The organism is Saccharothrix syringae, assembly GCF_009498035.1.
GTDB classification, from domain to species: domain Bacteria; phylum Actinomycetota; class Actinomycetes; order Mycobacteriales; family Pseudonocardiaceae; genus Actinosynnema; species Actinosynnema syringae.
The window spans coordinates 6,260,691-6,283,853 of sequence record NZ_CP034550.1 but is presented as its reverse complement, the minus strand read 5'-3'; the positions used below and the strand labels follow the sequence as shown (position 1 = coordinate 6,283,853).

Below are 23,163 nucleotides of genomic sequence, written 5' to 3'. Positions count from 1 at the left end.
AGTGACGCTCGGCGCTCGCCGAGTGCGTCAGGGACCCGCCGCTCCGAACTCTTTGGCCGGAGGCTGAGCGGCGGGACCCTCTGCCTGGAGGTTCAACGTTGTCGAATAGCCACACGGGGTCGAACGATCCCGCGAAGCCGCCTCTGCGCTCCGGCGTGGAAGACCCGCGCAAGCGACCGGCTGCGAAAAAGGCTGGAACGTCCACTCTTGACGCTCGGTGGCAGGTCACCCACGGGGCCGAGACGCTGCGCGAGTTCACCCGCGGGGCCGCCCTGCTTGCGGTCATTGGCTTCGCCATGCTGTCCAAGTGGGATCCGCAGGATGTCCAGGCGCTCGTCGCCCTCGTTCTTCCGCCCCTCTATTGGCCCGGCCGCAGTCAGAAGGGGGCTGTCTGAGATGACGCTGGTCGAGTTCTCGCGCGGCCTCGCGATCACGGCGGACTACGAAGTGGGCGACGAGGAGCAGTTCTGGCGCTTGACGGTCCGCATGCTTCTCGCACGCCTGCGCGGCAAGATTCCTTACAACGACCTCGGCGATGTTGTTCAAGATGCGATGACTAAATTTTTTACCCGACTCACCCCTGCGCAGAGGGAGGATATTCTCGACCTGTGGGCCTACTTGAACAAGGTGGCAGCCAATGCGGCGGTTGACTATTACCGCGCCCACAAGATGGAAATCCCGGTGGATTCCTGGGATGAATTCAAGGTTGTCGAACCGGGCAAGCTTGTCCATGACCCTTTTGTCGACCATGCACAGAAGCTCCACCTCCTGGGGGTGGCCGCCAGGGTCGCGCCCGACATGGCCGACGCCCTGGAACTCTTCCTTGACGGCTACGAGCTGATCGAAGTGGCCGACATGACAGGCAAGTCCCAGAAAGAGATCCACTCCGCTTTCCGAAAGGTTGCACTCCAACTCGATCTTCGTCACGAAGCGGAGAACGCATCTGTAGTCAACCCTCCGGAGGGGCGCAACGAACTTGCCCGGGCCGTTCAGGGGCTGGGGGAGCGTCAAGCAGAAGTGCTACGCCTGTCCGCCGATGGGTTGAAGCCGCGCGTGATCGCGAAAATCCTGGGCATCGACAGCAACGCGGTCCGGGCGAGCAAGTCTATAGCTCTCAAAACTTTGCGTGATCAGCTTGGTCTGGTCAACTCGGCGGAAGTTTTGAACCGAGTGCGCGAGATCAGTTGGGGATCGCGCCTTTCGTTCGCAAGTTGACTATCGGGTAACTGCAAGGTCAACTCACAGGGGCTTTGCGTCGTGGACATGTCCACGACGCAAAGCCCCTGTTCAACTAACGCAGGACCAAACGGGCTGCAGATAATCGCGGTGATCACTGCCAGGTTCCGCAGGTCGAAGTCCCGGCTGGACGGGTCGGTGATGTAGCGGGCGGCGATCGCACCGGAATCCACGCCGAGGCCGAGGTTGAGCACCACCTGCGGCGAGGGTTCATCGCGGGACAGGGCCAATGGTGGCGCCGGGGACGGGGACGGGCGGACCAGACCCAGTGCGGCCTGCGCCCGGTACACGGTCTCCAGCGCGAACTGCTTGTCGACGCGGCTGCCGAGCGGGTGCTCCAGCGAGGTGGGCAGGGGGACCGTCATGCCGGTCCGCCCGAATCACCCGGGCCTGCGTCACCCTCGCCGTTGCCAGGGCTCCGGCCGTCACCGTGCCCGGCGTCCCGGAAGTCCGCCGGGTGCAGACGGAGCCGGTCGGTGCCGGGGGGTTCGTGTGCTTCGACGAGTCCCGTCGGCATCTGCCCGGTGCGGTGCTCACGCACCTCGCGGCGCGGGGTGGTGTCGGTGTGCTCGGGCCCGCCCGGCTCGGGCGCGGCGGTGAGATGGTTGACGACGCCGACGGTCCCGGTGTCGACCCGCCGCACTCGGTACCCGCGGCCGCGCACCGACATCCAGTCGCCTGTGACGACGGTGCCCTCGCCCGCGGTGGATGCCCTGCCCTCGGCCTGGAGCGCGGCGTAGAGGTTCCTCCGGTAGGCGATCTTCTCGTCCGACTCGACCGCGTCGGCCAACACCCGCTCGCGTACCTGACCCTGCGGCGAACCGGCCACCGACTGCTCGCCGGGGCGGCCGTGCTCGTCGACGTAGGTCTCCAGGGCACCGTGGCCGCCGAGCCGACGCCGCACCGCGCGCCGCTCGGCCACCCGTTGCCCGATGCGGTTGCCCGCGGTCACCGGGTGGTGCCGGGAGCCCGTGTGCATCGCCTCGTCGATGGCGCGGGCGACCGTGTAGCCCGGCCCGGTCGGGGTTCGCTCGACGAGGTCGATGTCGCCATGCTTGGGCCGGTGGTACCGCGAGGAGCGCAGCAGCCGCGCGCGGGTGTTCTTCTCGGTGCCGATAACGGTGGTGCCGTCGGCGTAGTCGTGGCGGGTGGTCGGAACGTCCGGCTCGGCGGTCAAAGCGGGGGTGCCGGTGCCGGTCGTGGACGTGGTCATGGTCGACAGCCCTTTCGTGCTCGGTTTCGGGTCGGGCCCGGCACGGCTGGTCGCTGCGTGCACGGGCGTGTGGGAAGGCCCCGGACAGCGCGACGGCCCGGTGCCGGTTCGCAGGAACCGGCACCGGGCCGTCGAAGGCGGTGATGCGCTGGAGACGCCCTGGCCGGAGCCGAAGCCGGGCGAGGCGTGGGGGTCAGTCGATCCGGACGAGGCGGCGGCAGCGTTTCGCCGCGTGGACGGTGCCGGATTCCTCCAGGACGCCCCGGTTCCACCGCTCGAACGCCACCACGCGCTGCCGGCGGCGGCAGACGCACCACCGGGTGGTGTCGACGGTGCGGACACGGTCGCCGACCAGTGTGGTGTGTGCGGCGGGCGTGCCGAACAGGAAGAGCCCGTCGTCGAACGGCACGGCGGTGACGGGTCGGTCGGGCTCGGTGGCGAGTTGCCCGATCCGCCGGAGCCGGTCGGCGCTCTGCCGCGGGGACAGCGGGAGCGCGCCCGGCATGCGGACCCAGTCCTCGCCGGTGAACCACTCCCAGTAGGCGCCCTCGTCGAGGCGGACCGGCGGGTTGTCGACCAGCGTGGCGGCCAGCCGTTCGCGATCGCTGCGGCGGGTGACGATTCGGCTGTAGGCCAGGATGGCGCCGCGCTGCGGCCCCCGGCTCGCCGTCTGGCGCGGCAGGTGGCTGCGGATGAGCAGTTGGCCTTTGGCGCGCATCTCGGCGACGAGCCGGGTGGCCTCGGCCTCGTCGATGATCTCGTCGAGCAGATGCTCCAGGCCCGTGAAGCCGGTGGCCATCGGCTCGCCGTCCTGGACGCTGCGCCGCAGGAATTCCTCCAGGTGAGGCTCGCCGAACCGGGTGCGGTCGTCGGCGTGGAAGGTTGTCGGTCCGCCGTCGCCCCGGTTGGAGATGCGACCGACCACGCCGAGGTCGGGGTGCACGAGCTCGGCGCTGTAGGCCACGCCGCGGTCTGTCTCCAGTTCGTTGAACCCGGTGACGGTGAACGAGTAGGGCGCCTCGATGCCGGTGTGTACCCAGCGGGTGCGGGCCTCGGCACGGACGGTGCTCACAAAATCCTCCTCGGGATCGGGGAAAGTCGGGCCGGTGAACCGGCCCGGGACGGCGCGAAGGCCCGGCACCGGTTCACGGGAGCCAGCGCCGGGCCTTCCGCACCGGGGTGAGGCGGACAACGGGGGCCGGCAGTCAGCTCTTGACGACCTCGCAGCAGCTCAGCGGCACACCGGTCAGGTCGTAGGAGGTGCGGCCGGCGAGGTGGCCGAACTTGGTCGAGGAGAACGCCAACGTGTCCGTCGACGCCTTGTCCAGGGTCACCGTCGCGTGCGGCTTGCCGCGGCCGCGGATGATCTCTTTCACGACGTCGGACAGGCCGTTGAGGTACTTCGGCGAAATGCCGCGGATGGTCACCGTCGCGTTCTCGGTGATCTCGGCCGCGGCCTTCTCGCGCAGGACGTCGTGGCGCGACTTGACCGCCTGCGTGATGTGGTCCAGGGCGTTCTTGTCGGCGTGCTCCAGCACGAAGCCGACGACGTCGCGCAGCTCCGGGACTGTGGTGGGCATGCGGAACTCCTGGTGGGATAGAGGGAATCGGAACCGCGCCATCGCGCATCCGTGCTACTCCGCCGTACCCGGCGGTGCGACTCGCTGCGGCGGTGGTGCAGAGTGCGGCGCCTCCGCCGGGCGCGGGACGCACCGTGAGCTCGCGCGAGCAGGTCCCGGCACCGTGCGCCGAGGCCCTACCGGACATGCGGGTGTGGGGAACGCATGGTCGCGGCCCCGGTGCGCCGGGGCTTCAGGAACTGGCCCAGCCGAAGAACAGCCAGCCGGTCACCTCGGGCGAACCGGTGGTGGTGTCGCGCTCGACGACGGCGTTCGTGGTCGTCGTGACAGCTCTCGTTCGAAGTGTTGTGGACATGGCAGTGCCTGATGTGAAGGCGAAAGTGTTGACATGCAAGCGGATTCGGACGTCCGTCGGGGCGCTGTGGCCACCGACCGGGTCCGGTGGTGCGCCTGCCGCGCGGCTCCGCCGAAGGGCGGAGTGTCCGGCGCTTTTTGCTGGACACCCCGCCCCTCGGCGGGGCACGCTGGGCGGCGCCCCACCGGGCACGACGGTGCCCAGGGCTCCGGGTTGTCGAAGGTCCCGCCGAGGCGGTCTTGTGCGTGGTGTCCGGGTGGGCCGGGCAGGTCAGGCCGGCACGATCACTGCCGCCTCGCGCGCCAACGCGTCGGAGAGGCGCCGCAGCGTCGTGAAGCCGGGCTCGTGACCCCCGGTGCCCCTCTCACCCCACGGCGAGGTGCTGTCGTACCAGTTCGACGAGTCGTTGCCCACGACGTTCGACCACTTGCGGTCGGCGTCGAGCACCTCGGCCACCGCGAAGGACTGCATCTTGTAGCTGTCGCGTTCGATCCGCACCCGGAAGGTGTGCTCGCCGCGGCGGTAGAAGCGGGTCAGGGTGTAGCGGTGGCGGTCCGCGTCGGTACTGGCGGTCTCGTGGAGCTGGGTGAGGTCGTCGACCGCGTCGAGCCAGCCTCGGATGGCGGTCAGCGCGTCGAAGACATGACCGGGCCGGTCCTGCGGAGACTGCTCCTGGTGGTCGGCCTGCTCGGCGTCCCAGTTGTAGTCGACGACGGCGGCGATGGAGGCGACGATCTCGGGTGGGGCGATCCTGGCGGACTGCGGGGTGTGGGACATGAACGTTCTCCGGGTCGATGTGAAATGGAGCGCCCCGGTTGATTCGATTCGGTGGCTTGCGGCTACGAAGGCGATTGATCGGATTGCCGACTCGCCCGCAGGTCGATGAGGAATGACATGATGTAGTCGAATCGCTCGGCGAAGCCACCTGGTCGGTGGGGCACACTCGGCAAGCGGTGCCGCGGGGCTGTGGGGCAAGCCACCTCTTTTGGTGGCTTGCCCCACAGCCCCGCGGCACCGCAGAGTGTGCGTGTCCCGCCGACCAGGTGTTCGGAGCCTGCGGTGCTCCTTGAGCGGCGGCCAACGTGTAAACCGGCACGGCCAGCAGGTCCTGCGCAGGCGGACCGCAATAATGCTCGCTAAACTATTTCTTAATTGAAAGTGTCTGCCATCGTAAGGGTGCGGTTCAGGACGCCGGCGGCTTGTTGGGTGGCGGTACGCAGCCGACCTCGGAGTTGTTTTGGGATCGTTCCTTGCTGTAGTCCGGCTGATGCGGCGAGATTCTTCAATGCCATCACATGCCGTAATGGCGAGGATGGCCTGTCGGCGTGGTCGTCGAGCACCTCACGGGCGGCGTAGGCGCTGCCGGAGCGGTGGGCGTCGTCTGCGGCTTCGATGCGCAGGAGGTCGGCCTCTCGCTGGTGGGTTGTCGCGGCGAGGTGTGCGGTTGCAAGGCCGAGCCGGATGCGGAACAGGGTCATGACCGGGTCGGCCGCTGCCGTGCGTGCCGCTTGGACGTTGGTGATCAGCGTGTTGGTCGTGGTCGGATCGTGGTGTCCGGTGGTGATGTCGGCGTACGTGCGAAGGCAGGAGGCGATGGCGTGGTGCCACGGGTGGGTGGTCGTGGCGGTGTCGATGAGGCGGAGCGCGTCGTCGCGGTGTCCGGCGCGGGCGAGGGCGATGATGCGGGTCTGGCGTGCTTCGTGCAGCAGTTCCGGCGTGTCGTCGTAGCCGGAGGCGTGGTCGGCTGCCTTGTCCCAGTCGCCTGTGGCGGCGAGCGCGCGGGTTCCGTCTTCGCGCAGTGTCCGACGTAGCCACGCCTCGACGGGGTCGCGGTCGCCGCCGGGGGCGATGAACGAGTCGAACGGGATCGTCCGCCCGGCGACGTCGACGGTGCCGCCGGAGCGGACGGCGTGATCGACCTGGACGAGGGTGTCGTAGCAGTGTTGGGGGTTGCCGGTGCGCTGGGCCAGTCGTGCGAGGTTGACCAGCGGTTGCAGGCCGGCGATGGCGATGCGGCCGGACAGCGGCCAGGACTGGTGGAAGACGTCGAACTGTGCGAGGCAGAATTGTTCGGCCAGGTCGGGCATGGCGCAGTCGGCGGCGATGAGGGCGGCGAGGTTCCAGGCCACGGACGCGTCGTTGATGCGCCTGTCGGCGTCGTCGTAGCGGGTGCTGTTGGCCGCGTGTTCCTCGACGAGTCCGACGCGTGCGGGCAGGTCGCCGCAGAAATGGCGGCCTTGCTGGATCAGCGGGAAGCGGATGACGGCCTGATCCAGGCCGGGCGCGGATACCGGATTTGAGAAGGCGGGGGTCGGGCTCGGGGTGCGTGGCGCGGCGGGGTGGCCGGTGGGGCCGAGGATGGCGTGACGGGCCGAGTGGGCGAGGATCGCCTGGGTGCGGGCGGTGAGTCCGAGGCGGTTCCAGTGGAAGATCACGTGGTAGCTGAGGACGTCGCGGAGTCCGCGGGTGAGGTGTCCGGTGCGGTTGGCCTCGGCCAGGGCGCGGCCGGTGTCGCGGAACGTCGTTGCCCAGCCGGATTGCGCGGCCAGCGGTCCGCCCGTGGTGAACAGTGGTCCGTCGGGGGCGGTGTCGGCGAGGGTGAGGGTTCTCAGATTTTCCGCCATCGCGGCGATTCTGTCGCTGTCGATGTCGGAGGGCAGGGGGCGTTCGGCGCTGACGCGGTCCCAGACGTCGCCGCGTTCGTACCATTCCAGTGTGGCGCCGTCGCGCATCAGCGTTCCGCACAGCAGGATCGACAGTTCCCTGCGTCCCAGCCCGGTTCCACCGGCCGCGGCGAGTTCCAGGACACTGCGGCTGTCCGCGGTGAACAGGCGGTGCCCGGCGTCGAGGGCGCCGGCGCCGCCGAAGGCGGCGGTCTCGGCTTCGTAGAGGCCGGGCCACCAGGCGTCGATGTGGCCTGTTGCGGCGAGTTCGTCGAGCGTGGTGGTGAGTTCGGTGATCGCGTCGTGCCCGTGGCCGGGACGCAGTCGTAGTCGCCAGCAGGGGTGTTTGCGCATGAACCACCACTCGGTGATCGCGCCGCTGTGTTCGGCGCGGGTCAGTACCGGCAGCAGGTGGGTTGCTGTGCTGTGTTCGGCGCGAGTCCAGTCCGGGAAGCGGAGGTAGACCTGCTGCCAGGAGCCGGTCTGGTTGGCGGAGAGGGCGTCGCGGCCGGCCTGGCGGTAGATCGCCGTGGCAGCGGCGAGTTCATCGGGGTCCAGTCCGGACGTCCCGGCGGTGGTGTCGAGGTCGTCTCCGGCCAGGACGCGCCAGATGGCGGCTTCGGCCGGGGAGGATGCCGGGGTCAGTCGATCAGCAGGCATGCGTCCCATCCGGAACTCGGGGCGGTGTCGGTGGCGGCGGTGTGCAGCGCCAGGGCTATGCCGGCGGTGCCGTTGAGCAGGCCGGGTCCGTTCTGGTGCGGTCGCGCGGCTGCGGCGAGCAACGCCTCGGCCAGGCGCGGCACCTGCTCGCGCAGAGCGGGGATGGCGGCGTCGGCGGCGGCGCGCCAGAGGGTGTGGAAAGTGCCCGCCAGGCCGTGGCAGAGCCCGGCGTCGGTGAGCCGCGCGAGCTGGGGGTCGTCGCCCAGGCACGCCAGCAACGCGAGCTCGTAGTGGTCCTGGAGAATGCGGTCGCCCAAGGCGATGGCGGCCAGTTGCCCGGCGCGGGCGACGCCGGGGGTGCCGTAACACCAACTGGGTCGGCCAGGCCCTGTCTGTCGGGTGCGCCCGGTGCGCAGTTCGGTGATGTCGAGGTGTTCGGGCCACCAGGGTCCGGCATCGCTTTCGCGTCGCCAGTGCTCCAGCCAGTGACAGATGTCGGCGATCGCCTGGTGCTGTCCGTCGACGGTGATGCCGCGGCGGGCGGTGTGGGCGAGCAGCGCCAGAGGGCCGGTGATGCCGTGTGCGGCGCCGAGGTTGGCGTGGCCGCGGTGTCCCGGTGGTGTCCGGCGGTGCGGGTCGTGGCCGACCCACCAGCCGGGAAGGACCTCGTTGTCGATAGTCAGTGGTCGGGTGAGCGCGACCAGGTACGTGAGGATCTGTTCCAGGGCGCTGCCGTTGGGGGCACGTCGTAGCAGCAGGGCGCCGAGTCCGGACAGGCCGGAGAAGACGTCGTACTCGTCGAAGGTGGCCGGTCGCGCGGCGACGATGCGGGCCAGGGCGGTGCGGACGCGGCGGTGGGCGAGTCGGGCGACCGGGGCGTCGAGGTCGGCCAGGCCGGTGCGGTAGCGGTCGCTGCTGCCGGCGGCGGCGTCCAGGACGAAGAGCAGGGCCGGTGCGCCGAGGAACAGGGCGGCGGAGTCGTGGTCACTCAGGGGCACGGCGGCGGCGTCGCGGATGTGGGCGTGCGCGGTCTGCCAGGTGTCCAGTCCCGACCTGGCTCGTTCGATGTGGACCAGGGCGATGCCGGCGCTGCCGGTGGCGAGGTCCTGCGCGGCCCAGCCGTCTCCCGGCGTTCTCGGCGGCGGGAGACGCAGCAACCGGGCGTGATGGTCGGCGGCGTGGGCCAGACCCACGGTGATCGTCATCGTGTCGCTCCGCTGTGGGCATGCCGGTACAGGGCGAGGGCTCGGGCCAGGCGGCCGGTGACGGCTTCGGAGGCGGGGTGGGCGCCGACGGCGCGCAGGTGGTGCAGGTGCAGCAGCGGCTCCAGCACGCTGATCGGGTCTCGTTGCTGCGACAGCGCCGCGGCGTAGTCGGCCATCGCCTGTGCCCGCAGGCTCCAGGTGTGGATGACCGCCTGGCCGGCCGGGGTGTCGGCCAGCGGGCCGAGGCGGTCGGCCAGGGCGATGGTCTGGTCGCGCAGGTCGGGGTCCAGATGACCGCCGGTTCGGCCGATCTCGCGCAGCAGCCAGACCCGCCCGCCGGCGGGGTCCCCGGCCAGGGCGGTGGCGAGGTCGAGGAAGCTGGCCGCGGTGATGGCCTGGGGGCGCAGTCCGGCGGCCCGGGTGGCGCGGATCTGGGCGAGGGTGGCGGCCGAGTCGGCGGCGAACCCGCGCAGCGCGGCGTGCAGGGCGGCGCCGTGGCCGTAGCGCCCGGTCGGCGGCTGCCAGTCGGCGATCGTGAGGCCGCAGGCCAGATGGTCGCGGTGCAGGCGCCGGGCCCAGGCCGCGGTGTGCCCGGCGGCGTCGGCGAACAGCCGTGGGTCGGCGATGTGCAGGAAGAGCGCGAGGTGCTGGCCGGCGCGGTGGTCGCTGAGGTCGCGGTGGCGGTGGAACCACCAGGCCGGCGGGGGCGGGCCGAAGGAGTCGAGCAGGGCCGGCAGGTGGTCGGTGACGATGTCGTCGAAGCGCTCGGGGTGGGCGTGCAGGCGCAGCGCGAGGACCGGTGATGCCGCCGGTAGGTGAAGGTCGGCGGCATCGACGACGGGCTGCGGGGTCGTGATGCGCGTCGCCGGGGCCGGGGTCTGGGGGCGGGACAGGATCAGCAGCACCTCGTGCGCGCGGCCGATCCAGGCCAGCTCGTCCGGGGCGGCGCACTCGCGCAGCTCCAGGCGACCGCCGCGGTCCAGTCGTGCGCGCAGCAGCATCCGGTGGGCACGGTGGCGCAGGTCGATCGGCTGCACGCGGTCGTGGTCGACCAGGGCGACGTGGTCGGGGACCCGCCAGCGCGCCCGCCAACCTGCCAGCTCGGCGTTCCACAGGTGCTCGTTGGCGCCGCGGGCGGGCAACTGGTCGGCTTTGATCCGCCAGCGGGCGGGGGACAGGATGGTGCGGCGGTAGCGCATGCGCGGCAGGTAGGGCAGCGCGCCGGCCGCGCCGAAGGAGAAGGCGCCGTAGGTCGGCAGGCACGCGGTGGCGACCTCGGAGAGGAACCGGGCCAGCGGCGTGGTGTGGTGGGCGGCCTCCAGCGCGCTGGTGACGTAGGGGATGACCCGCTTGCCGGTGGAGATCTGGATCAGGTGCAGGTCCGCGGCCTCGGCGGTCACGGCGAGATCGGCCGGGTCGATCACGCCCGGACCGGGTGCGCGGTGCTCGGCGATCGGGATCACGGTCGAGGCGAGCATGCTCGTGCGGGCGACGTTCTCGCTGCGCCGCCAGCGCGGGGCGAACGACAGTTGCGCCGTGACGGTGTCCGGTCCGGGGTCCTGGAAGGTGCGGCGGATCTCGGCGAGGTCGGCCTCGGCAAGCAGGTGGGCATGGCGTCCGGCCATGCTGGCGGCCGGACGCGGGGTGCCGGTCAGCTCCAGCACGAACCTCCCGGCGGAGATGTCCTGCGGGCTGTCGGCGCGGACGGTGACGGCGACTTCCGTGCGCACCGGTAATCGTCGCGGGTCCAGGGGTGCGCTGGCCAGGTGGTCGACGAGGTCGTCGGTGAGCACGATCTCGTCGCCGGTCACGGTCGCCTGCTGGACCAGGGCCAGCAGCGTGTCGTCACGCTCGGAGAGCTGCCGGGGGCCGCGCTCGCGGCCGGAGCCGAGGTAGCCGGCCGGCAGCCCCAGCCCGCTGTCGGCGACCAGGTCCAGGACCGGGACCAGTGCGCCGGTGCCGTACCGGGCGCGGAACGCGGTCTGGTACTCCCGCCACGGTGGAGATCCGCCCAGGTGGGGCGAGAGTCGGTACAGCACCGTCACCGCGTCGCGGGCCTCGCGTGCCACCGCCTCGGGCAGCACGGCTTCGCAGTCGGCGATCGTGTCGACCAGCAGCGGTGTGCGCTGCGCCGGGGCGATCGCCGTCATCCGGTCGGCCACCCCCGTCGGCACGGCGACGATCACCCCGTCGGTCAGGGTGTCGCGGATCCCGTACAGCTCGGCGACCAGTTCTGCGATCTCCGGGATGTCGCTCGCGTCGGCGGCGTGGAGTACGGCGCACAGCGCGTCGAGCGCGTCGGGTTCGGTCATCGGGACGCGTAGCGCGGTGATCAGGAACTGCTGGTCGACCAGGCCGTGCAGGACGGTGTCGATCTGCGCGGGGGCGGCCGTCGGGAACCGGTCCGCCAACTGCCGGCGCAGGTCGCCGAGCGTGATCGGCGCGGTGGCGGCCTCGAGCGCCGCGACCGCGGGACGCGTGGCGCGCACCGAGACCTCGGTGAGCGCTTCGGCGCTCGGGGCGTCGTCCGGTGGCAGGCCGGGCGCGACCAGTCGCCCGCCCCGCACGTGGACCGCGTTGTTCGCCACCACGGGCAGCCGCTCCAGCAGCGCCCGGCAGCGGTGCAGCCTGGCCGTCACCCCGGCCAGCCAGCCGGCGTCCGCCCGGACCGACAGGCGGTGCCCGCTGCCGGTCCGGACCGTGGCCGGGCCGCCGATCCGCACCGGCCCGATGCCGGCCAGCGGCCCCAGGGGTGTCGGGCGCCGCTGCCAGCGCAGCAGGTAGGCCGCCAGCGCGGTGGCGGCGCGGCAGACCGAGGAGGCGTCGCGGCGGGGGGCGGCGAGGAGGGCGTCGATCCGGTGGCACAGGGCCGGGCTGACCGCGCCGAGCGCGGCGCGGATGTCCTCCCGGTCCCATACCCGCGCCATCCATGCCGACGCGGACGACGTGTCGGAGAGGTCGAGATCGTCGGGCAGGTCCAGGTCGCCGGGGTCGGTACTGACCCGCAGCAGCCCCACGCCGCCCCACCGCCACCCTGCCGCCAAGCCCACGATCGCCCCCTCGAGCCGATGTCGGGCGCACGTCCCTCCCGGCCGTCGGAGGAGACCACCGAGAGCCGGAAGGGAGGTGCTGATCAGAACTGGTTGTTGCCCTCCGAGGTACACGCACTCGCGCCGTTGGCGCAGGTGATGCCACACCCGTCGTCGGTGGGGCAGTTGCTGCCGTGCGGCACCGCCTGGTGCGAGAGCACCGGGCGGATGTCCAGCTCGAACTCGTCCTCCGAGGGCGCCTCCAGCAGCGCTGTCGCACCGCCGGACGGGCCGGTCGCTACCACGGTCACGGTTCTCCTCTACTGGTGGTTGGGGTGGTGCAGGACGTCGCTGCCGACGGTGTTCGCGGGCCGCGGCCAGGAGAGCAGGACCCGGCTGTGGCGCTTGGCGACGGCGAAGTCCGCCGCCGGCAGCCGCTCGTCGGGGGTGGTCGCCGGGTAGACGAGGTACTGCGGTCCCGGGCCGCCGCGGTGATCACGGTCCCAGACCCGCAGCTGTTCGGCGACGAGCTCGGCCAGGGCCGCGGGGGCCGGGCCGTAGGCATGGACCTCCAGCGTGAGTTCTTGCCCGCCGAGCTTGCGGGAGGCCACGTAGGCCAGGTTGGCGCCGTCGACGGCCGCCATCCCGGTGTGGAGACCGCCCAACGGCCGGGGCGACGCCTCGTTCGCCGCGCGGTCGACCAGGATGCGGCAGAACCCGGGAACCGTGGTGGCCAGCCACATCTGCATGGTCGCCCACGGCTCTCCCAGACGGAGCCCGGCGCCGCTGTCCACCACCAGCGGCTCGTACTCCAGCACGCCCTCCAACCGGGACAGGTCGGCCGGGGCCTGCTCGTCGAAGACCAGCCTGACCGCGCCCTCGCGCAGCGCCAGTTCGGTGCTGTCGTGGGCGCCGACACCCTGCATGGGCACGAACCCGAACAGTCGGGCCGACTCGCTGACCAGCCGATCGCCCTCGCGCACCAGGGCCACGGTGCGCATCAGCCCCATGACCTTGAGCGGAACCACGAGCAGGCCGCCGTCGACCAGTTGGTCGATCCAGGCCGGCGGCACGTCCCACGCCCCGACGGTGACCAGGATCCGGTCGTAGGGCGCGTGCTGCGGCACGCCGTGCTCGGCGTCGGCCAGCACCACGGTGACCTGTGGGTATCCGGCCTGATCCAGGAACCGCGAGGTCCGCTCGGTCACGAACGGGTCGATGTCGACGGTCGTCACCCGGCCGGTGGGTCCGACCATCTCGGAGAGGTAGGCGGCGTTCATGCCGCCGGAACCGATCTCCAGCACGGTCATCCCCGGCTCGATCCGGGCCTGCTCCAGCATGTGCGCCTGCGCATCCGGCGCGGACAGCGAACTCACCGCCCGCCCGTTCTCGTCGCGCTTCGTCACCAGCCCGTTCCACGGCTCGTAGACCGCGTCGAGATCGGCCTCCGGAGCGAAGGTCTCACGGGGAACCGCCCGCATCACCGCCTCGACGCGGGCAGAGACGATCGTGCCCGCGTCCTTGAGCGCGTCGACGGTCTGGTTGCGCAGCTCGGTAGCTCGTTCGCCCGACGTCGTTCCAGTCACGAAATGTCCTTAGCTGTCGTACTCGTAGTCGTGTAGCCGCCGACCTCACAGGACCAACCGACGTTCACTCAATGTATCGGCCTGATAACTCTCCGAGAGAACCGGTGACCGCGCGCCGCCGGCTCGATAGGTGCCGCGCCTGATGGTTCTGTGTCCGCGCAAACAAAATGTGAGTGTTGCTCATTCATGTGGTCGGTCGGCTTCTGTTGACCGTATCGCCATGATTACTGTCCGCAATCTTGCGGTAGAACTGCGAGTAACTGACTGTCTTTCGCGGACCTCGCCGCTGGGACTTGCGTCTTCCGCGACCGGTTTGCACGGTGGTCCGGGAGGCGGGGAACGCCGCGAACGTTCCCCACCTCTAGCGGCCCGCCGACGACGCGCCCGTGGTCTGGTCGGCGGGGGTGGCGTGTCGAGCCGCGCTGCTTCGGGGCGCGGCCGGCTCGACGGCGATCAGGTGCCGGTGGACGGTGGCCCGTACCCGGCAACTCGGGGTGCGACCGCGTCGCCACCAGGTATGGCAGGGGCAGCGGCCCTTCGAGTCGGGCCGGTGTTGTTCGATCAGATCACGCACGGTCGCCACCAACTTCGGCAGCTCGCCGTTCAGCAGCGACGCTCTGGTGGCGTCGTCGCCGAGCCTGACCAGGCGGTCGAGGTAGTCCAGGTAGTCGGTGATGCCGCCGTGCGAGCCGGCGGCCGGGATGTCATCCATCGAGGGCTCCCGGCATGTCCAAGGTCGGCTGGTCGGAAGTCGGTGTGGCGGGCGGCCAGAGGACCGGGTGCAGGTCCAGCGGCACGAGGTAGCCGACAGGGATGCCGAGTGCCGCGAGGGCGCGGACCGCGGTGTCGAACGGGTCGCAGGGCCACGGCCGGGTGCGACACACCGCGCAGCGTGCGTGCTCTTCGGGTGGCGGCAGGTGGGTGGTGACGGCCTCGGCGGCGTCGCCGGCCCGGCCCAGCGGGCTGTTCGCGGCCACGGGCAGTGCCACGATCGCGCGCCACTGCTCGGCCATGACGGCTACAGGTCCGCGATGACAGGCGCTGTGGTGGGCAGTCGTCGCCGTCCGCTGCGCAGGTCGACCGGCAGGTCGTCGTAGGCGTTGGACAGGGCCGCGACCTCGTCCATCGCGGCCTGCGTGGGGTGCCCGACCGGAACGCGGCGCGACGCGGGCATGCCCGCGTGCAGCTGCTGCCAGCACGCCCAGGTCGTGGCCATGCGGTCCACGAGCCGGCCCAGGGTCTCGGTGTGCAGCAGGGCCGCCGTGGACGGTTCGGACACCGTCTCGGCGGCCCAGCGGTCGATCTGCCCGATCAGGGTCGCGCGGGCTTGCGCGCAGTCCATCAGGACCCGAGCGGAGGTCGCGAGCACGGCGTCGCCTGCCTGGGTCTCGTGGGCCGTCTGGAGTGCTTCGGCCCGTTCCCGGTGGCGGCGGGCCGGCACCGTGACCACCACCAGCACGGGGTGGTCGTCGGTCGGGTGTTCGGCGCCGAAGCTCCGCAGGATGTCGTGCCCGGTGGGCAGCAGCAGCGCGTCGTTCGGGTGCAGTGTCGCGGTGACCACGGCGTCCACCTCCGGGTGAAGCGTCAGGGCAGGTCAAGCGGGACGTCCTCGACGGTGCCGCACTTCTGCGGGCGGGCGGAAGACGAGGAGCTGTCGTGCATCGCTGATCGGCCGCCGATCAGCGGGGCTGATCAGCTTGGCTGATCACAGCAGTACATCGACCGCGGGTGCCGCTACGGTGACGGTGAACGAGCCGCGGGAGGGTCCATGAACGTCGGCAGCGGCGACGACCGGCCGATCGATCCGGTCGTGTGGCATGACCACGAGATGCGCGCAGCGCTGGCCCAGCGGGACATCGGTCGGGTCTACCGGCTCTTACGGCGGGTCGGGGTGTCCCAGCGACAGATCGCCGCCGGTACGGGGCAGGGCCAGTCGGAGATTTCGGCGATCGTCAACGGGCGTCAGGTCCAGGCATACGACGTGCTGGAGCGCATCGCCGATGGCTTGGGTATACCTCGGGGTTATATGGGTTTGGCGTACACCGGCGAGGCGGTCCAGGCCATGGCGGTCTCATCCGGTCCCCAGCGCACGAAGGACGACTTCATGCTCGAACGTCGCGGGTTCCTCGGTTTGATCAGCAAGATCGTCATGGGGGCGGCGCTTACACAACCCGAGTTGGACCTGCTCACCGTGGGTACGACCGCCACACCGGTACCCGAGCGCCTGAGCGCGACCGACGTCGTCCAGGTGCGCGCCCTGACCGCGGCACTGCGTTCCTACGACGCCGCGCACGGCGGCGGCTCCTGCCGCAACGCCATCCTCGCCCACACTCACTGGGCGCAGTCGTTGCTGAACGCCTCGGCCACAGACGACGTCCGGACCAGGCTGCTGTCGGCAATCGCGGAAGCCAAGACGCTGGCCGGGTGGACCGCGCACGACCTCGGCCTGCAAGGCGACGCCCGGCGCTGGCTCGGCCAGGCCGTCCGCGACACCCAGGACGCCGGCGACGCGGCCCACACCGCGATCGTGCTCTACCACCTGGGACGTGTTCCCCTGGACAATGACGACCCGGCCGAAGCGCTCAAGCTGTTCCAACTCGGCCAGATCGCGGCCCAGGACTCACACTCCTCGGTCGCGGTCTCCCTGCTGCTCACCCACGAAGCGCTGGCCTATGCCCACCTCGGGGACACCCGGCAGGCCATGACCGCCCTGCGCCGCGCCGAGGACGAATACGCCCACGCCACCGACGACCAGCACCAGGAATTCCTGCGATTCTTCGACCACGCCGCCTTGCAGACCAGCGCCGCCCGCATCCACAGCCACCTCGGCCTCACCGACGCCGCACACCGCGCCACCGCCATGCAACGTCTCCAGCGCGCACTCGACGAAGCCCCGGCCGACCGCATCCGTCAGCGCGCGTTCAACCTCGCCTGGCTGGCCACGTGCGCGCTGGCGGAGGGTGACCTGTCCGCCGGGGGCGAGCTCGGCGTCCGAGCCCTCGACGCCGTGCGCGCCGTGCAGTCGACCAGATTGCTCGATCACCTCAAGCCGCTGGAGGAGGAGGCCGGACGGCACACGAGCGCCAGCGACGTGCAGCAACTTCACCATGAGATCCAGCTACTGCGCTCGGCCGCCTGACTCCCATCGGCACAGGAGCACCATCGACTTGCAAGCGGCCACCCGTCCGCGGACCACGGAACCTTTTTCATCCTGCGGCGACTTCGTGGTTCTGTAGGACGTGGATGGCCTTGGCCAGGCGGCCGGCGCGGTAGGGGCAGCAGCGGAGCTTGCGCAGGACGCGCCAGGTCTTGAGCTGGGCGTTGGCGCGTTCGCCCGGTCCGCGCAGGCGGGCGTGGGCGCGGTTGGCCTCCTTCTGCGACTCGGGCTTGTTCCTGCCCTTGTACGGGGTGATGACGTGATCACCGGTGTCGTCGTAGCCGTGGTAGCCCTTGTCGCCCACGGCGATCAACCCGGCCTCGCGCAGCGCGGCGAGAATGTGCCGAATCCGGGCGGCCGCGGTGTCATGGGTGCTGCCGGGCAGTTGGCCGGACACCCACAGGATCGTGCCGTCCGGCGAGGCGATCACCTGCGGGTTCACCCCGTGCATGCGGTGTTCGCCCGAGTAGAAGGGTCGGTCGGCGGCGACGCGGTCGATCGGGATCAGCGTGTCGTCGATGACCACGTAGGCCGTTCCCCGCCGCTTCGCCGACCGCAACGCCTGCCGCAGTGTCGGTGCCCGCGAGGCGAGCAGTTCGACGGTCTCGTTGACGTAGCGCCAAGCCGTCGCGGTGGAGACGCCGAACCCGGCGCCGGTCTCGGCGAAGGTCTCGCCCTTGCGCAGGTACACCAGCACCAGCAGGGCTTGTTGCCTCGGGTCGAGCCTGCGCCACACCGAGCCGGACCGTCGGCGGTGGGCGCGGACCAGGCCGGAGACGAAGCTCAGGGTCCGATGTGACAACGGCAGCGCGGCACGGTAGAACAGCACGTGAAGCCCTCGGTGCAACAGGACTGATCTTGGTCGACAGCCCTCCTGCCAGGGGCTTCATCCCGTTGCGGCACCGACACGCCGACGATCACCGGTTTGTGGCCCACATCCCGTGCCTGCCAATGCACCCCGACCAGGATGAAAAACGTTCAGTAACGGAATAGGGGAAGCACACTGATGGCGATGGCCCTGCTGGTGTTCCGAAGCGCCATGTTCTCCGCGACTGCCATGTCCGCGTCGGAAGGCAGAGTGGGCCACGGAAGATTGAGGACGTAATTATAGCCCAAACCGAGATACGCGTAATACGCGTCGCACCATATGTCCCAATCGATCGGGTCTCCGTCGCGCGGCGTGGGGAGTTCCGGATCGATGTCCGACGACGTAATGTAGCAGTAATCTGTGGTGATGGCTGAGACGAGAGTGTTTTCCGCGCCGTGCAGGCTCGCTTCAAGCGCGGACGTGGTCAACCCGGTCCGCGCCCTGGCATTCAGTGCGATCGGGCCGACCACGTTGAGTGCGAACCCGAGTTGATCGATCCGGGCCTTGCCGGTGACGGCGGGGAGCAGGCTGATGATCGAGACGGTGCACCACGTCGCGTCCTGGGCGAATCGCTGCATGTTGTCCGGCGTCATCCGCTCGATGTCGATGAACTCGATCACCGCGTGGTTGGCGCAGGCACGTGCCTCCGCGACGGCGATCGTCTCGATTCCCGCCAGGATGTCCGTCTTGGCCCCGTTGACCGCTGCCAGAATCTGTGTGGTGGCCTGTCTGATCGCTTCCGCGGTATTGCTGGACGTGAGGTAGGCGCTGAGCGCGTTGATGCCGGCCGCCACCACGGTTGTCCAGTCGATAGCCGCCCGCGCCGGTCGCGCGCTGATTGGCAGAATCACCACGACGGACATGATCAAAGCTGTGGCGGCTCGACATATTCCTTTCAGCATGACGCCTCCCGGCACGTAGGGATCGCCCTGATGGTCGGTCGTGGCTGGGTGAGCGCCACCGTACGGATACTGCTGATCCGGCAGGGATTTTCGCGACGGCCGATCGTCTGAACTTGGCTCCGCCGAACGCATCCGCGCTTCCTGCCCGGTGCTATATTCCGAGATCATGAGCCGGTCTGGTTGACCGGACGCATCCCCTGGCATGGTGACTCCCGTGACCGTCCGGGACATCGCCGGCCGGGACGCCGGTCTGGAAGCCCTGACCGACGGTCTGGGCTGGTTGTTCAACCGTCCGGAGCCGAGGGCGACGTTCGGGTTGATGGTGCGTGCGCTGTTGGCCGATGTGCCGAGGAAGAACTCGTGGGGCCTGGCCGAGCACGCCGGGTTGGCCACGCCGCGGCCGGCCGAGCACCTGCTCGACGGTGCGGTGTGGGACGTCGAGGTGTTGCGCGACCGGGTGCGCGACTACGTGGTGGCGGGTCTGGGGGCGGTGGTGGTCGCCGACGACACCCTGGTGGTCAAGAAGGGCGACCGGAGTGTCGGGGTGGCGCCGCAGCACTGCGGGGTGACCGACCGGACGGAAAACTGCCAGCTCGCGCCGATGTTGACCTACGCGACCGAGGCCGGGCACGCGTTCGTGGACCGCGAGCTGTATTTACCCCGGTCGTGGACTTCCGACCCGGCACGGTGCCGGAGGGCGGGAGTGCCTCCGGATCGGGGATTCGCGTCGAAACCCGCGCTGGTGCGGGGGATGCTGGCGCGTCTGGTCGCCGCGGGGGTGCCGTTCGGGTGGTTCGCCGCGGACTCCGATTACGGCCGTGACCCGGGTCTGCGCGCGTTCTGCCACGAAGGTGCGATCGCGTACGTGATGGCGGTCCCGGCGGATCTGCCGCTGGTCGACGCGCGGAGGAAGGCGTTGTGCTGTCAGGACGTCCTGCGGTCGGGCGAGCACCGGTGGGAGCGGCGCTCGGCGGGCGAGGGCGGCAGAGGGGCCCGGTGGCACGACTGGGCGATGCACGCGGTGACGGTGAAGGAGCAGCCTCCGGCCGCCGGGTTCGACCACACGCTGCTGATCCGGCGCTCCAAGCAGATGCACAAGCGCAAGGGTCGGCCGTCGTCCTACGACATCGAGTTCTTCCTCGTCCACGCGCCGGTGGCCACGCCGATGGCAGCGATGGTCCGGGCCGCCGGGGTGCGGTGGTGGATCGAGGAGGACAACAGGACCGGCGAGGACCGGCTCGGGCTGGGCGCCTACCAGGTCGCAAGTGGACTCCGTGGTACCGGCACGTCACGATGTGCATGCTGGCACAGGCATTCCTCGCGGTCACGCGTGCGAGCCGGGGAGAGAGAAGCGTCGCCCACCGAGGGCGAGGCGACCGGCTGAGGCCGGCGCTGCCGCCCTTCTCGACCGCGGCGATCCGAGGGCTGTGTCGGCCGCGACCGTACTGACTCGTCCCGCCCGCAGTACCACGCTGGCGACGAAGGCAAGGCCCGTCAAGCCCTGGGCAAGAGCTTGTTGCGGGCACGCGACCAACGCCGGTGGACCCGGCAGGAACTGGCCGAGGCCCTGGCCGGCCACGGCGTCATCTCGTCACGACCGGCCGCCAAGTACCGTCGCACACGGCGCCACCCGTTGACCGTCGCGGCCCTGGAGCACTACGAGGTCGGAGAGTCCCTCGACATCGCCCGCGTCGTCCAGCTCTGCACCGTCCTGGACCTGGAGCCGGACATGGTGTTGGACGAGGCATTGACCACCGCGCAGCACCACGTGAGGTTCCCCTGGTAGCTCGGAAGCTGTCCAGACACGCTCCGATAGGGCCTGAAACGAGTCGTCCGCGGCACCAGGGTCTGGCAAACGAGCGGTTCTGCCGCTGGTTGCGTGATCAAACAGCGACAGAACCGGCAGTTGGACAGCCCGCAAGATCACGGTGTCAGCGCTTCGACGGACGATACGGCCGACTGCGGTCCGGTGCCGTTGAGCGGGTGGTCGCCCCAGCCGGTGGGGCCGAGGAGGGCGTTGTTGCGGCGGCGGATGGTGGCGGGGACGGTGGTGTTGTAGACGGTGATGAAGTCGATTTCGTCGTCGGTGACGCTGGCTTCGTCGAAGGTGTGCAGGACGGTGAACCAGACGTTGAGCAGGCCGCTGAAGTGGACGGTGAGCCAGGTGAGTTCGACGAGCATGCCGGTGGCGTAGGCGTTGTGGTAGGCGGGGGTGTCGGTGCCGGGGTACTGGTCGAGGCCGTGGGCGGTGATGGCGGCTGGGGCGTGGTCGAGCAGGGTGCGGTGGGTGTCGCGGACCTGGTCGTCGGTGATGCCGTGGGGGTTGGCCTGGGTGGCGGCGGCCAGGCGCAGGCAGGCCAGGTGCAGGTCGGTGTAGGGCGGTGCGCCGGGGCGGTCGAAGGTGGGGGTGCCCTGGTCGTCGACCAGGTGCAGCAGCATGGCCTCGGCGAGTTGGGCGCGGGTGTCGGGGTCGGGGTCGGGCAGGAGTTCGGAGAGGGTGTTGTAGCCGATGACGGTGTGGTGGGTGATGGAGTAGCGGCTGCGGTTGAGCAGGCTGACGACGTTGATGACCAGTTCCTTGGTGACCCGGTCGAGGAAGCCCGAGGTGGGGTAGCGGACGGTGCCGCCCTGGTCGGTGTCGGGGTTGGGGATGTCGGTGAGCACACCGGCGTCGAAGATGACCGAGTTGGCGTAGGGGACCTCGGTGATGGCCAGGGCGGGGTGGTGGGCCATGGTGCGGAATAGGTTGCTGGGGATGCCCCAGGTGGCGATGCTCAGCTCGTAGGCCGCTTCCACCTCGGCGTTCATACGTGCGCGGGGCAGTGGCGGCACGCGGGTGCCGGTGGTGGGCAGGACGAGTTCGTCGGTCATCGGTTCGGTCCTCCGGGAGGGCTGGGGCGTGGGTGGTTCGTGCGGGGACCGGTGGCGACTGGTGGTCAGGGGAAGGTGAGCCGGACCAGTTGGGGGTCGTGGTCGCTGACCTGGTCGGCGAACTCGGCGTTGACGTGGACGATGTCGTAGTCGTAGCCGTTCGCGGCCAGGTGCGGGCTGAGCAGGATGTGGTCGAGGACCTGGGCGTTGCCCTGGTAGATGTAGGTGTAGCGCTCACCCTCGGGCAGGGTGGCGGGCAGGTCGGTCAGACCGAGGTTGTGCAGCGTCCGCAGCGGTGGCGAGAACTCGGTGTCGTTGAAGTCGCCCGCGAGCACCAGTCGCGCGTGCGGGTCGCTGTCGAGTAGTTCGCGGGCGAACTCGCCCAGCACGGCGGTCTGCTCGCCGCGCGGGACGCGGCTGGGTGTGCGGGGCGGCTGGAAGCGGCCGAAGGTCGGGTCGTCGCCGCGCTGCGAGCTCAGGTGGTTGGCCACGACCACTAGTCGGGTGCCGCGGAAGGTGAATTCCCCGGCCAGTGACTTGCGGGTGTCGGTGAAGGCGGGGTGGTCGGGCTGGAGGCGTCCGGGGCTGATGGTGAGCGTGCCGTCCGGCGCGACGTGGACCGGTGTGGTCGCGGTGCCGCCGGGGCGGTCGACGAAGGAGAGCCCGATGTCGGTGCGGAACAGGAATCCGACCCGGATGTTGCCGCCCGGCACGCCGCCGTCGGTGCCGTCGAGCGGGTCGATCTGCCGGAAGTCGTAGCGCGGGCCGCCGGCGGCGGCGATCGCGTCCACGAGGCTCTGCCAGGTGCGTCCGGCGGTGGTGACGCCGGTGTCGGCCGGCCCGTCGTCGTCCTGGACCTCCTCGACGACGACCACGGCGGGGGAGGCGAGGTGGGTCGTGATGGTGCGCGCGATCTCGGCGACCTTCTCGGCCGGTGACACTGCCGAGAGGTTTTCCACGTTGAACGTCGCGATCGCCAGCTCGTCTGCTCCTGTGGGCCGCGCGGTCTCCCGGACCAGGCCCGCGGGGTGGCGGGTCGAGGAGCACGTGGCCACGATCTCGTAGGCGCCGTACCGGTAGTCCAGGACACCGCAGACCGGGGAGAGCCGGTCGCCGACGTCGATGCCCGCGGGGATGGCGTCGGGCACGGGCCCGGTGACGAGACCGAGCCGTTCGGGGTTGGGGTCGTGCTCCCGCGCGGGCAGCGCGCCCCGACCGGACAGGGTCGTGGCGTCCGCACCCGCGTCGGCCACGACGGTGACCCGCCTGCCGCCGGAGAACTCCAGTGCCGGGGACACCGCGACGGGCTCGTCCACCCGCACGGGCATGCCCTCCAACGACTCGTAGAAGTCCAGGCCCTGGGTGTCGGGGTCGAACGCGGCGCTGTGCTCGACGTCGCCGACCACGTCGTCCTTGACCACCTCCCGCGGCGGGATCCGGCCGGACCTGCCCAACGGGACGGGCGCGGGCACCGGGTGACGGCCCACCACGGCCACCGCCGCCGGAGCGCCGATGCGGGTCACCGACAGGTTCGCGTTGGTGGGGGTGTCGCCGCCGTCGCGGTGCTCCTGCACGACGCCGGAGACCCGCACCAGGTCACCGGCATGCGGGACGGGCACGTCGACGGCGACCTGGACGGCCTCGGAGGTGGCCGGGTCGGGGTCGGGGGTGACCGAGTGCAGCCAGAACACCCCGCGGCGGGCGTCGGCGGCCACGACCACGCCCCGCGCGACGGTCACCCGCTGTCCTGCCAGCGGCGACCGGTGCCCGGCGCCCTGCACGTCGTGCACGTCGACCACCGGTGCCCGCGGCGGACCTGCCCAAGCCCCGACGGAGGC

General features: G+C 70.6%; 23 protein-coding genes. 5 read left to right on the top strand and 18 right to left on the bottom strand.

Annotated elements, in window-relative coordinates; genetic code table 11:
* Window positions 1–98: 98 nt before the first annotated feature.
* Together EKG83_RS26775 and EKG83_RS26770 are read left to right on the top strand one after the other, a co-directional pair.
* Window positions 99–395, top strand: coding sequence for a hypothetical protein (locus EKG83_RS26775; protein ID WP_153278439.1), 297 nt, complete (start codon window positions 99–101; stop codon window positions 393–395).
* Between the two features lies 1 nt (window position 396).
* Window positions 397–1,215, top strand: a complete 819-nt coding sequence (locus EKG83_RS26770) for a sigma factor-like helix-turn-helix DNA-binding protein (protein WP_033435410.1) — start codon at window positions 397–399, stop codon at window positions 1,213–1,215.
* Here EKG83_RS26770 and EKG83_RS26765 read toward each other — a convergent pair.
* The 14 genes from EKG83_RS26765 to EKG83_RS26705 form a co-directional block, all read right to left on the bottom strand.
* Window positions 1,131–1,601: a hypothetical protein gene (locus tag EKG83_RS26765; RefSeq protein ID WP_153278438.1), complete on the bottom strand. Its 471-nt coding sequence runs from the start codon at window positions 1,599–1,601 to the stop codon at window positions 1,131–1,133. The genes EKG83_RS26770 and EKG83_RS26765 overlap by 85 nt on opposite strands.
* The gene (locus EKG83_RS26760; protein ID WP_033435411.1) at window positions 1,598–2,449 is read right to left on the bottom strand and encodes a hypothetical protein; all 852 of its coding nucleotides are present in this window, start codon (window positions 2,447–2,449) and stop codon (window positions 1,598–1,600) included. The genes EKG83_RS26765 and EKG83_RS26760 overlap by 4 nt, the downstream gene beginning before the upstream one ends.
* Before the next feature lie 193 nt (window positions 2,450–2,642).
* Window positions 2,643–3,521, bottom strand: a complete 879-nt coding sequence (locus tag EKG83_RS26755; protein ID WP_153278437.1) for a hypothetical protein — start codon at window positions 3,519–3,521, stop codon at window positions 2,643–2,645.
* A gap of 133 nt (window positions 3,522–3,654) precedes the next feature.
* Window positions 3,655–4,029 (bottom strand): hypothetical protein, encoded by a 375-nt coding sequence (locus EKG83_RS26750; protein ID WP_051766955.1) that lies wholly within the window; start codon window positions 4,027–4,029, stop codon window positions 3,655–3,657.
* 232 nt (window positions 4,030–4,261) lie between these two features.
* A complete protein-coding gene (locus tag EKG83_RS49160; RefSeq protein ID WP_265590287.1) occupies window positions 4,262–4,384 on the bottom strand; it encodes a hypothetical protein in 123 nt (40 codons plus the stop codon).
* A gap of 270 nt (window positions 4,385–4,654) precedes the next feature.
* Complete coding sequence (locus tag EKG83_RS26745; protein ID WP_033435412.1) at window positions 4,655–5,161, bottom strand: hypothetical protein; 507 nt, start codon at window positions 5,159–5,161, stop codon at window positions 4,655–4,657.
* A gap of 371 nt (window positions 5,162–5,532) precedes the next feature.
* Complete coding sequence (locus tag EKG83_RS26740; RefSeq protein ID WP_063741544.1) at window positions 5,533–7,707, bottom strand: thiopeptide-type bacteriocin biosynthesis protein; 2,175 nt, start codon at window positions 7,705–7,707, stop codon at window positions 5,533–5,535.
* Window positions 7,689–8,912 (bottom strand): lanthionine synthetase C family protein, encoded by a 1,224-nt coding sequence (locus EKG83_RS26735; protein WP_033435413.1) that lies wholly within the window; start codon window positions 8,910–8,912, stop codon window positions 7,689–7,691. The genes EKG83_RS26740 and EKG83_RS26735 overlap by 19 nt, the downstream gene beginning before the upstream one ends.
* Complete coding sequence (locus EKG83_RS26730) at window positions 8,909–11,962, bottom strand: lantibiotic dehydratase (protein ID WP_033435414.1); 3,054 nt, start codon at window positions 11,960–11,962, stop codon at window positions 8,909–8,911. The genes EKG83_RS26735 and EKG83_RS26730 overlap by 4 nt, the downstream gene beginning before the upstream one ends.
* Window positions 11,963–12,045: 83 nt before the next feature.
* Complete coding sequence (locus EKG83_RS26725; RefSeq protein WP_211269301.1) at window positions 12,046–12,252, bottom strand: FxLD family lanthipeptide; 207 nt, start codon at window positions 12,250–12,252, stop codon at window positions 12,046–12,048.
* 9 nt (window positions 12,253–12,261) lie between these two features.
* Window positions 12,262–13,527, bottom strand: coding sequence for a methyltransferase, FxLD system (gene fxlM / locus EKG83_RS26720; protein ID WP_033435415.1), 1,266 nt, complete (start codon window positions 13,525–13,527; stop codon window positions 12,262–12,264).
* A 361-nt stretch (window positions 13,528–13,888) separates the two neighbouring features.
* Entirely contained in the window at window positions 13,889–14,239 is a 351-nt protein-coding gene (locus EKG83_RS26715) for a hypothetical protein (RefSeq protein ID WP_051766956.1), read from the bottom strand.
* Complete coding sequence (locus tag EKG83_RS26710) at window positions 14,232–14,540, bottom strand: hypothetical protein (RefSeq protein ID WP_033435416.1); 309 nt, start codon at window positions 14,538–14,540, stop codon at window positions 14,232–14,234. The genes EKG83_RS26715 and EKG83_RS26710 overlap by 8 nt, the downstream gene beginning before the upstream one ends.
* A gap of 5 nt (window positions 14,541–14,545) precedes the next feature.
* Window positions 14,546–15,088 carry a DUF4254 domain-containing protein gene (locus tag EKG83_RS26705; RefSeq protein ID WP_170191970.1) on the bottom strand — a complete coding sequence of 181 codons (543 nt, stop codon included), beginning with the start codon at window positions 15,086–15,088 and terminating at the stop codon, window positions 14,546–14,548.
* Between the two features lie 207 nt (window positions 15,089–15,295).
* On the opposite strand from EKG83_RS26705, the gene EKG83_RS26700 reads away from it, so the two are divergent.
* Complete coding sequence (locus EKG83_RS26700) at window positions 15,296–16,666, top strand: helix-turn-helix domain-containing protein (RefSeq protein WP_051766957.1); 1,371 nt, start codon at window positions 15,296–15,298, stop codon at window positions 16,664–16,666.
* A gap of 67 nt (window positions 16,667–16,733) precedes the next feature.
* Here the strand turns inward: EKG83_RS26700 and EKG83_RS26695 are convergent, their stop codons facing one another.
* A complete protein-coding gene (locus EKG83_RS26695) occupies window positions 16,734–17,513 on the bottom strand; it encodes an IS5/IS1182 family transposase (RefSeq protein WP_033435418.1) in 780 nt (259 codons plus the stop codon).
* 149 nt (window positions 17,514–17,662) lie between these two features.
* On the bottom strand, window positions 17,663–18,658 hold the full coding sequence (locus EKG83_RS26690; RefSeq protein WP_153278436.1) for a hypothetical protein: 996 nt from the start codon (window positions 18,656–18,658) through the stop codon (window positions 17,663–17,665).
* A gap of 10 nt (window positions 18,659–18,668) precedes the next feature.
* Between EKG83_RS26690 and EKG83_RS26685 the strand changes: the two genes are divergently transcribed.
* The gene (locus EKG83_RS26685) at window positions 18,669–19,838 is read left to right on the top strand and encodes an IS701 family transposase (RefSeq protein ID WP_211269302.1); all 1,170 of its coding nucleotides are present in this window, start codon (window positions 18,669–18,671) and stop codon (window positions 19,836–19,838) included.
* 132 nt (window positions 19,839–19,970) lie between these two features.
* Window positions 19,971–20,240 carry a hypothetical protein gene (locus EKG83_RS26680; protein ID WP_153278435.1) on the top strand — a complete coding sequence of 90 codons (270 nt, stop codon included), beginning with the start codon at window positions 19,971–19,973 and terminating at the stop codon, window positions 20,238–20,240.
* Window positions 20,241–20,377: 137 nt separating this feature from the next.
* On the opposite strand, the gene EKG83_RS26675 is transcribed toward EKG83_RS26680, so the two are convergent.
* Both EKG83_RS26675 and EKG83_RS26670 read right to left on the bottom strand, forming a co-directional pair.
* The gene (locus EKG83_RS26675; protein ID WP_033435421.1) at window positions 20,378–21,325 is read right to left on the bottom strand and encodes a carboxymuconolactone decarboxylase family protein; all 948 of its coding nucleotides are present in this window, start codon (window positions 21,323–21,325) and stop codon (window positions 20,378–20,380) included.
* Window positions 21,326–21,390: 65 nt separating this feature from the next.
* Entirely contained in the window at window positions 21,391–23,115 is a 1,725-nt protein-coding gene (locus EKG83_RS26670) for an endonuclease/exonuclease/phosphatase family protein (RefSeq protein WP_153278434.1), read from the bottom strand.
* Window positions 23,116–23,163: the final 48 nt, after the last annotated feature.